The organism is Cyanobacteriota bacterium, from assembly GCA_027618255.1.
GTDB lineage: Bacteria > Cyanobacteriota > Vampirovibrionia > LMEP-6097 > LMEP-6097 > JABHOV01.
Window position 1 is genome coordinate 32670 of sequence record JAQCFG010000012.1, and the last position, 8600, is coordinate 41269.

12 protein-coding genes are annotated in these 8600 nt (G+C 37.4%); 9 read left to right on the plus strand and 3 right to left on the minus strand.

Annotation, left to right across the window (positions count from 1 at the left end):
• Positions 1-95: 95 nt before the first annotated feature.
• Positions 96-578 (minus strand): hypothetical protein, encoded by a 483-nt coding sequence (locus O3C63_02995; protein MDA0771889.1) that lies wholly within the window; start codon positions 576-578, stop codon positions 96-98.
• 64 nt (positions 579-642) lie between these two features.
• Between O3C63_02995 and tsaB the strand changes: the two genes are divergently transcribed.
• The 5 genes from tsaB (at position 643) to O3C63_03020 (ending at position 3815) form a co-directional block, all read left to right on the plus strand.
• Complete coding sequence (tsaB, locus tag O3C63_03000; GenBank protein MDA0771890.1) at positions 643-1227, plus strand: tRNA (adenosine(37)-N6)-threonylcarbamoyltransferase complex dimerization subunit type 1 TsaB; 585 nt, start codon at positions 643-645, stop codon at positions 1225-1227.
• A gap of 88 nt (positions 1228-1315) precedes the next feature.
• On the plus strand, positions 1316-2011 hold the full coding sequence (locus O3C63_03005; GenBank protein ID MDA0771891.1) for a hypothetical protein: 696 nt from the start codon (positions 1316-1318) through the stop codon (positions 2009-2011).
• A gap of 132 nt (positions 2012-2143) precedes the next feature.
• Complete coding sequence (locus O3C63_03010; protein MDA0771892.1) at positions 2144-2461, plus strand: hypothetical protein; 318 nt, start codon at positions 2144-2146, stop codon at positions 2459-2461.
• A 7-nt stretch (positions 2462-2468) separates the two neighbouring features.
• A complete protein-coding gene (locus tag O3C63_03015; GenBank protein ID MDA0771893.1) occupies positions 2469-2942 on the plus strand; it encodes a flagellar protein FlgN in 474 nt (157 codons plus the stop codon).
• 9 nt (positions 2943-2951) lie between these two features.
• Positions 2952-3815, plus strand: coding sequence for a MotA/TolQ/ExbB proton channel family protein (locus O3C63_03020; protein ID MDA0771894.1), 864 nt, complete (start codon positions 2952-2954; stop codon positions 3813-3815).
• On the opposite strand, the gene O3C63_03025 is transcribed toward O3C63_03020, so the two are convergent.
• The gene (locus O3C63_03025) at positions 3808-4788 is read right to left on the minus strand and encodes a hypothetical protein (protein MDA0771895.1); all 981 of its coding nucleotides are present in this window, start codon (positions 4786-4788) and stop codon (positions 3808-3810) included. The genes O3C63_03020 and O3C63_03025 overlap by 8 nt on opposite strands.
• Positions 4789-4830: 42 nt before the next feature.
• On the minus strand, positions 4831-5889 hold the full coding sequence (locus O3C63_03030) for a mechanosensitive ion channel family protein (GenBank protein MDA0771896.1): 1059 nt from the start codon (positions 5887-5889) through the stop codon (positions 4831-4833).
• A gap of 49 nt (positions 5890-5938) precedes the next feature.
• Here O3C63_03030 and O3C63_03035 point away from each other — a divergent pair, with 49 nt between their 5' ends.
• The 4 genes from O3C63_03035 to O3C63_03050 all read left to right on the plus strand — a co-directional run.
• On the plus strand, positions 5939-6664 hold the full coding sequence (locus O3C63_03035) for a transporter (GenBank protein ID MDA0771897.1): 726 nt from the start codon (positions 5939-5941) through the stop codon (positions 6662-6664).
• A 45-nt stretch (positions 6665-6709) separates the two neighbouring features.
• Positions 6710-7666, plus strand: coding sequence for a 2-dehydropantoate 2-reductase (locus O3C63_03040; GenBank protein ID MDA0771898.1), 957 nt, complete (start codon positions 6710-6712; stop codon positions 7664-7666).
• Between the two features lie 7 nt (positions 7667-7673).
• Positions 7674-8270 carry a hypothetical protein gene (locus O3C63_03045; protein MDA0771899.1) on the plus strand — a complete coding sequence of 199 codons (597 nt, stop codon included), beginning with the start codon at positions 7674-7676 and terminating at the stop codon, positions 8268-8270.
• Positions 8270-8600 (plus strand): hypothetical protein (locus O3C63_03050; GenBank protein MDA0771900.1); only part of this gene is annotated, 331 nt, incomplete at its 3' end. The genes O3C63_03045 and O3C63_03050, both read left to right, overlap by 1 nt.

Genomic DNA, 8600 nt, shown 5'->3' on the forward strand with positions numbered 1-8600 from the left:
AGCATATAGATGTATGGATGGCAAGTGGTTCTTGAATTTATCTTGTATGTGACGCTCGCAAGGCAATAGATCTGTTTCGAAACAGGTCTATTGAACTATATAAAGTAGGTGAGTAACAAGAGACTAAGCAGGAAATTAATACGGTGCATAATTTCACTTTGTTTGTGAAGGCTTCTAAATTCATTTGAATCATCTTCAAAAGATTGAATTATTGCTGGTGATAATTTAAAAGCGATATAGAGACTGATAGCTGTGATCGCAATTACCAAGAGTATTGAATTAATTAAATCTCCATTCATGACTTTGGTCATTGCCTCTCCTGTACCGGTTTCTATAGTGAAGTTGAAACTGTGTATGAAAATCAATTCAGCGAATTTGGCAAGAGCAAGTGCAAGTGCTGAGAATTTGATCCAGCAATCGAATTTGCCGAAAGTCGTAATCATGATAGTGCTCGCTTCTTCTCGACAGAGATTAGCAAAGAGAGTTGGTGCAACTAATGCGCCGATAACTAGAGTGCCGCCACTGATTATCACCAAAGCTAGTAATTGAACGAGATTAAGAATTTCTTGAATGGACATAAGTGTATATTCTAGAACATGGCTGAGATATATGCAAATCGTGTAAGTTATAATCACAAAGCAGATGTTAGTCCTAGCCCTAGATTCAAGTCGCAAACAGCAATCAATTGCTTTATTTAATACTGAAACTAATAAATTTCTATTTAGTCTTAGTGCCCAAAACAAATCATCACAATTGATGCCTGCTTTGGTTCAAGCCTTTGAGGGAGCCGGTATCAAGCCCCAAGAACTGGAGCTTCTTGCTTGCTCAGTGGGACCTGGTTCATTTACTGGGATTCGCACGGCTCTCACTATTGTCAAAACTATGGCTGCACAATTGGATCTGCCAATTATAACTGTCAACAATTTCGATTTACTGCGTCATAAATTCAAGTTGAGCCCCCAAGATCCAGTCTTGATGCATGCTGGCAAGAATGATTATTTTTTGTCTTTAGATAATGATTATAATAATCCAGAGACAAATTTGTTTTCATTTGAGACCTTGGGCTATGATTTGCTAGATTTGGCCGAGACTAGCACAGCTGAGTTGATAATTGACTACATACAGACTCATCCAGAACTCCAGTCAATTAAATATACAGAACTCCAGCCTTATTATTTGCGTGAGCCTAGTGTTAATCAAAAAACTTCTACTGGATTGCCACGTTAGGCTGCCCTGCGGGGCTTTAGTTCCTGTACTGTTGACCAAGGTTGTCCATTCTTCCTGAATCTTCGTAATGATGGCTTATAATAGGACTATGTCCTTAGAGCAAGCTCTCAAATATTTTAGAGAGGCAGACTTTGCTGCTGCACTCAATGCTTGTCTCAAATTAGAACAAGATCTACATCAAGCAGATTTGTACAAAATTAAGGAACTCAAGGCGCGTTGTTTGCTTGAATTGAAACAAGCGCAAGAAGCTAGTGTGATTTTTGAAGAACTAGAACTCTATAGTCAAGCGGCTTATGCGGCGATATTGAATCGGGATCTTGAACGTGCTACTCGCCTATATAAAGAAGCGGAGTATTCACCAGCGCGTAAGTGGGGAGAGTTTTTGATTGCGTTTTTACAAAGTGATGACAAGCTGTCGATTGCTAGTCCTGGTTACTTGACTTTTAGATTGTACACAGAAGCTACGATTGGTTATTTTTTGACTTACGATCTTAAGGACTATTTTGATAAATTTTTGCGACATCGTAATGATCTCATTCAGGTTTATCCAGAAACGCTTAAAGATATTGGTTCAGCGTATTTAGCACGTAAAGAATATCAAACAGCGCTTGTCCTTTTAGAAGAAGCCAAAAGCAAATTTGTACATGATACTGGGGTTCATTTTAAGTCGGCTATGGCTTATTTTGCTTTGGATATGCCTGAAAAGGCAAAACCCTTCTTAAATACAGTAGCTAAAATGCTACCAGGTAGTACTTTAATCCAGAGATTGTTGAAAATTCACTGACAAAAGCAGCATATTAACCCTTATTTAGCTAATCCGTAATACAAATAGCCTAGCTGAGCTATTAAATAGTCCTTTTGGCCTATCTAGCTTGGCCATACATAGCGGGAATATATATATTAAGAGACCCAATTTATGGATATCAAAGGTATTAATTCAAATGAATCTACCAATGCAATGGAGCAAATCTTGCTTTATGGTAATAAGTCAAGTTCGAAAGAAGCAGCTAAGACTCAATCTACTATAGAGCCACCAGGATTAGATCAAGCACAGGCTGATGTTTTTAATGCTGTAAAAGCAGAAGTTAGAGCAGCAGGAAACCAAGCAAGAGCTAAGATGGTCGCAGAATTACGTCAGCAATTTTTGGCTGGTGAATTAAATGCAGCATATCAAGGAACGGATATTGCGGATTCTTTACTTGCGGATGGTTATGGAGAGTTTTTAGTTACTTAGGATTGTTATGAAGCATTTATTAGATATTTTAGATAAAGAGACTGAGGTTTATACAAACTACTTGGATCTTGCTACTCAAAAAAAGACAGCGTTGATTGAAAATGATATCGATGCACTTGAGTTAATTACTGATCAGGAAAAAGGTTTGTCAACAAAGGTACTTGCTCTTGAAGCAGCTCGTGTTGAATTCTTACGTGAGCAAGGTTTCCCAGCATCTATTCAATTGAGTGAATTAGTTCCTCAATTGGACAAAGCAGACCAAAAAGAGCTTACTGCCAAAGCTGCTAGTCTTAAAGAAGTTCTTACTCAGTGTAAAAAATTTACTGAGAACAATATGGCGCTTATGAAGCAGTCATCTAATTATATAAATCATATGATTAAAATCTTTACATCATCACTCAATGGTTCTAAGCCGGCGACGTATTCAGGAAAGGGGACCAATAAGTTTGAGGCGGGGAAAATTGCAGATATTCAAGGATAGAACAACGTTATGATGACCATTGTTTTTTTAGTGCTGGTTTCGGTCTGCGTTTTCGGTGGCTTCATGCTCGAGGGCGGTCCGATTCATGCTATTTATTCTGTTTGGCAAGAGTATATAATTGTTTTTGGTTCTGGTTCGTTTATCTTTTTGGCTATGATGCCAAGTAAAATTTTGAAGCATATTGGTACTTATATGAGCGGTCCTTTTGTTGCTTCTAAATACGAAAAAGATACTTATACAGATGCTCTTAAAGTAATGTACGAAAGTTTTGTTAACCTTAAACGTAGTGGCTTATTGAGTTTAGAGAAAGATGTTTCTAACCCTGAAGCTAGTTCTATTTTTTCGAAATATCCAAGTTTTTTGGGTAATCATCACGCACTTGATTTTTACTGTGACTCACTTAAGTTAGTCATTAACTATAATTCAAAACCAGAAGATGTTGAACAAGCAATGAACGTTGAGCTTGATGCGCATCATGCTGAAGCACATATTGCACCGGGCGCTCTTAATAGAGTTGCGGATGCGATGCCAGCGGTTGGTATTGTGGCTGCGGTTCTTGGTGTAATTATTGCGATGGCTCATATTGATGGTCCTCCTGCAGAGCTAGGACACAAAGTATCAGCTGCATTGACGGGTACACTACTCGGAATTTTTACAGCTTATGGTTATTGCCAACCAATTGCACAACATATTGAATATCTTGGTGAAGATGAAGCTCAATATTTTCAATGTCTTAAAGAAGGGCTTATCACTTATTTAGGTGGAGCTGAACCAATGGCAGCTGTTGAGATAGCTCGCCGTTCTATTCATAGTTATAATCGTCCAAGTAGTCTGGAACTTGAAGAGGCTATTTCTGGGATTAGGCCTAGATAGGTCTTTTATGAATAACTAAATAAGGAAGTCCTTGAGTAGTCAAGTCTTGGCATAGAGACTCTCTTTGAGACGGATTGATATTGAGTGGGAAATATAGAGCTTGTTTTGGATTGGTCTTGGCATCGAGCTTGGCTTGGTAGATCTTTGTGATGGCAGCGTTGATAGCATCAACTACTCTGGTGGTTTGTTCTTTATCCTTTTCGTTTGTTTGTTCAATATGAACTAGACCGAGATACTGAAATTCATAAGCCTTTGCTATGACTCTGTGGAAGTCTAGAGCGGATTTGAGATTGGGATTTTGTTTTAGTAATAGGTGGATGAGTCTTCTGTTTGAGTTCCGAATTAATTCCACTCTCTTTTTGTAATTGAGAGCAGAATCCTTTTGGGGATTAATGTAATTTGCAAGTAATCTGGTGTTCTGATCTAATTTGGATGCTGGTTTTGTATCGTCTTGATCAAGAGGCTTACAGGCTTGTTTGGTTCTTTCTGCAAGTGTGTCGATAATGAGATAGTCGATATAATCCAAAAAATTTGCAAGTGGTAAAATTGTTGGTTTACTGAGAGAGTCTATTGATTGGGTTGTTTGAAAATTGGAATCATTCACTACGACACTATTGAAGATTGATACGTAACAAGCGTCTAGCCAATGACTTAGTTTTCTATGTATAGATTCTGTCCTTGAATTATGAGAATCATATTCACAAATTAAGATTGGGATTGGTCCATGATAGTTTTGAGCAGGAGCTTGAGAACTAGTTACTTGGTAGGATGATCCTAAGATATTGTTTGTGGTTCGAATTAGTTTAGTGCAGATGTCTGTAAAACTATTTGGTCTATCACCGCAGACTGTTGCATGAATTTGTGTCCTATACTGATTTTCTTTTTCACTGAGTTCTCTTGCCTGGACTTCATGTCTTCTAAGATTAAACACTGATCGTATTGGGACGCTGGTATTAAAGACAACAATTGCCATTAATTAAACAATCGCATATTATGTAGAGGAGATTTGGGTTTCTTATGTTTTCTCAACAATCACAGTCTGAGTAGGGAAAGCCATATCAATACTAGCTTTTTCAAACTCTTCTTTGATTTTTAGATTGATGATTTCGCGAATACGCATATATTCAATATAGTCACCAGAAAGGTGATAGTAGACGATTTCAAAATTGAGACTATAAGCTGCAAACTCTTTGAAGTTGACTCTGTCTAAATCAGCGTTATCAACTTCTGAGAAAATTGTTTTGATGATTTCAGGAATCTGTTTGCATTTATCTAAGCTAGTCTCGTAAGTGACACCGATGGTAAAGGGAATACGGCGCTTATTCATTTTTTTGAAATTTTGCACGCGAGCACTTGTTAGTTCTTTGTTGGAAATTACAATCTCTTCTCCCTGAAGTGCTTCCAGGCGTGTGCTTTTCATACCGATCTTTTTAACTGTACCCATGTGCTCCCCGACTGTTATGAAATCACCAACAGCAAAAGGTTTGTCAAAATAGATAGAGAAAGAACTGAAAATATCACCGAGTATATTTTGTACAGCAAGAGCAATGGCAATACCACCAATACCCATACTTGCAGTTAATGAAGTGACATTCACTCCCATGTTTGAGAGGAATAGTAAAATACCAACTGCCCAGAGACCAATCTTGATAAAGAGACTAAGACCACTAAATACCATTTGGTCAGCTTCATTCGTTTGATTGTTTTTGAGTGCCTTGATTAAGAAATATTCAAGGATTTTTTGCGAAGCATTAATGAGTTGGATCATAAAAAGCCCCAAGAAAATTCCACGAATACCCTTGTTAAGAAACTGAGCCAAGATCAAAGAATGGCTTGCAAAATAGAGAGCGGTAAGATCATAAAACCGTGGATGTATAGCATCCAAAATCTCAACTAATGTGTCATCGAAGTGGGTTGGGGTTGCAGCAGCTATTTTGCGTAATCTGCCTAGAATAATTTTGCGAAAGATTCTAAATAGAATCAGTAGCCCAATAAAGATTCCGATCGCATATAAATATTGTTCAATTGTGTTTCCAAAAAATTCTTGATTTAATAGTTCTTGGTAATTGCTCATTGAATTATTTTAACAAATTTGACCAATGATGTTAGACTTAGCCCATTAAATGAACCTTGTTCGGCTATTATTTGTTTTATTTTGTGTAACTAATTCTTTAGCTATTGGCGCTGAGCCAATTAGTTTTGAGCGTGGTGGTATTTCTGATTCTCCAGGGATTGTTCGACCAAAGTCTTTGCAACTTGAATTTGGTTTACTTGATTATACGAATACAAATCAATCTAGTTATACTCTTGGTACTAGTCTGTTTCGTTATGGTTTAATTCAAGATAGATTTGAGTTGCGGTTTTTAGGTAGTGGCTTAGAGTTTGTCGATGATGGCTTGAACTTTAATCATATTGCACCTGGCTTTAAAGTCAATTTGCTTAAAGAGCAGCGACATCTACCAAGTCTTGATTTGATTTCTCATGTTGCAATTCCGCTTGATGGTAATTTTGCGCATTTCTATAAATTCCTGATTAATAAAGAATTGAAAGAGAAGCTCAAATTTTTGACTAACTTGAGTTTAAATTTTGATAACCATCAAGGACATACAGATAGCTATCTGCCTTATGTTTTTGATTTGAATTATGAGTTAAACGCAAAACTCAGTGCCTTAGCAGAAGTTTTTGGTACTTGGTCTATGACTGGTGATGCTGGAAATCCTCTAGGACTTGCTTATGGTTTTACTTATTTATTATCCGATGATACCGGGATTGATTTTACTAATTTCTACGGATTGAATGAATCTGCTGCTGATATTGGAATTAGTTTTGGTATGAGCCATCGTTTTTAAGACGGGGCTGTGACATGTTATTATGGAGCCAATTAGTGTTAATCGATGTCAAAAACTAAAACACATTTTGTAGTACTGGGAATGGGGGCCGTTGGTGGCTTTTATGGTTTACGTTTAGCAAAGTATCTGCAGGAGAAGCCAGATGTTTATCGTTTGAGTTTTATTGCACGCGGCAAAACACTTGAGGCTTTGCGTGAAGGCGCGACATTGATTGATGGTGATGAAGAAATCAAAATTAGTAATTTAAATTGCTTTGAGGATTTTAGTGAGATTGGTTTTGAGACTGATGAACAAGTAGTAGTTTTGCTTTGTGTGAAATCTAAGGATACACTTGAGGCTTGCCAGTCTTTGTTGGGTGACCCGAACGTTGCTTCGCTCCTGAGGATGGCGGTTGTGTCTATCCAAAACGGTGTGGAGAATGAAGAGCGGATTGCTTCAGTGCTTGGTAAGGAGCGAACAATTGGAGCGTTAACAAATATTGCAGCAGAAGTTCTAGAGCCAGGTCGTTATATTAATAAGGGCAAATATAGTCTAGTTCTTGGTGAGCTTGATGGATCTTCAAGTGAGAGGCTTGATCGAATAATGGAGCTTTTGCGTGCTGCTGGAATCAATACACGCATTAGCGAGAATATTTACCAAGAGCTTTGGTCTAAATTAGTTTGGAATGCTGGTTTTAATCCGACTAGTGTTTTGTATCAAATGACAGTCGGGCAGTTATTAGAGAAACCAGAAATAAGAGAAGTGATTGTGGGAGTAATGCAAGAAGTGAAACAAGTAGCTCATGCACTTGGATATGATTTGGCTGATGATGTAGATCAAAAACATATCGCAAGAACAGATACTCCCGAGTGGTATAGCTTTAGAACTTCAATGCTGCAAGATCATCAAAATGGCAAGCCAATAGAACTTGATGATTTGCTTGGAGTTGTAGTACGTAAGGGGCAAAAGAAAGGGATTAATACTCCTTATGCTACTAAGTTATATAAGGATTTACTGGTATAATTTTTGTATGGACTTGTATCGAATTGGTTTATTGTTTGTTTGTTTTCTTGCTTTGCCTAGTTTTGCTATGGAAACCAGATTTGAGAATCGGTTATTAGAATATGATCTTGGTACTGTTACTGATTTTGTGAGTCTTGAGCCTAATAAAAAACAAAATATCGTCAAACTACGTGTAAAGGGATTAGATCCAGAGACTATTGGCAGTGTTCAATTGCAGGATTATGGTTTGAGTAACAAATACTTGCGTATTTTAACGGAAGGAAGCAAGACGGTGCCAGATACAGGCGTCGTGGATTTTAATTTAAGAGTTTCATCTGTTCGTGTGAATCCACAAGCTACCACTATTTACCTGAGACCGTTTAAGCTCAGTGATGGTCTAGAAACGGAGACCATAGCTCTAAGAATTTTTGTTGCTGATGATACTACGATTGTTGGTTGTGCAGCAGTTTTAGTAAATGATTGTTACCAGATAGATTTTGATAGTCTAGATGAGCAAACAATTTTTTATACTTATACTGGTTCTCCTTGTAGTATTTATAGTGAATATGACAAAGTTGACCTGAGTCTGTGTGGACTTGATGCTAATGGGGCTCCATTGAATTAATGTGTTTATTAATAGCCCTACTACTTATATATCTCCCAGCTTCAGCCGCGTTGCCTGAAGCCATTGTCACTGAGTTTAAACAGCATTATAAAGAAGCCAAGGAGAGACCAGATGGTTTGATGCAAGCTGGTAATAAGAACTGGCTTCTCTTTAAAACTAATAATGGATACTCAGACTCTGATGTCAAGTTAGTTATTAAGGATGGAGATGATTTTCTGTTTTCAAATGAAGTAAACGATTGGGTTTTTACTCCGTTGAATAACAATACAGTCAAAAGTTTTGATTTCTTTGATCCACAAATTCAAGCAAAGATACTTGCAACTAATATCG

Excerpts from the sequence above, each read along its gene's own strand:
- O3C63_02995 (MDA0771889.1), bottom strand. The coding sequence starts at position 578 with ATGTCCATTCAAGAAATTCTTAATCTCGTTCAATTACTAGCTTTGGTG.
- tsaB (MDA0771890.1), top strand. The coding sequence starts at position 643 with ATGTTAGTCCTAGCCCTAGATTCAAGTCGCAAACAGCAATCAATTGCT.
- O3C63_03005 (MDA0771891.1), top strand. The coding sequence starts at position 1,316 with ATGTCCTTAGAGCAAGCTCTCAAATATTTTAGAGAGGCAGACTTTGCT.
- O3C63_03010 (MDA0771892.1), top strand. The coding sequence starts at position 2,144 with ATGGATATCAAAGGTATTAATTCAAATGAATCTACCAATGCAATGGAG.
- O3C63_03015 (MDA0771893.1), top strand. The coding sequence starts at position 2,469 with ATGAAGCATTTATTAGATATTTTAGATAAAGAGACTGAGGTTTATACA.
- O3C63_03020 (MDA0771894.1), top strand. The coding sequence starts at position 2,952 with ATGATGACCATTGTTTTTTTAGTGCTGGTTTCGGTCTGCGTTTTCGGT.
- O3C63_03025 (MDA0771895.1), bottom strand. The coding sequence starts at position 4,788 with ATGGCAATTGTTGTCTTTAATACCAGCGTCCCAATACGATCAGTGTTT.
- O3C63_03030 (MDA0771896.1), bottom strand. The coding sequence starts at position 5,889 with ATGAGCAATTACCAAGAACTATTAAATCAAGAATTTTTTGGAAACACA.
- O3C63_03035 (MDA0771897.1), top strand. The coding sequence starts at position 5,939 with ATGAACCTTGTTCGGCTATTATTTGTTTTATTTTGTGTAACTAATTCT.
- O3C63_03040 (MDA0771898.1), top strand. The coding sequence starts at position 6,710 with ATGTCAAAAACTAAAACACATTTTGTAGTACTGGGAATGGGGGCCGTT.
- O3C63_03045 (MDA0771899.1), top strand. The coding sequence starts at position 7,674 with ATGGACTTGTATCGAATTGGTTTATTGTTTGTTTGTTTTCTTGCTTTG.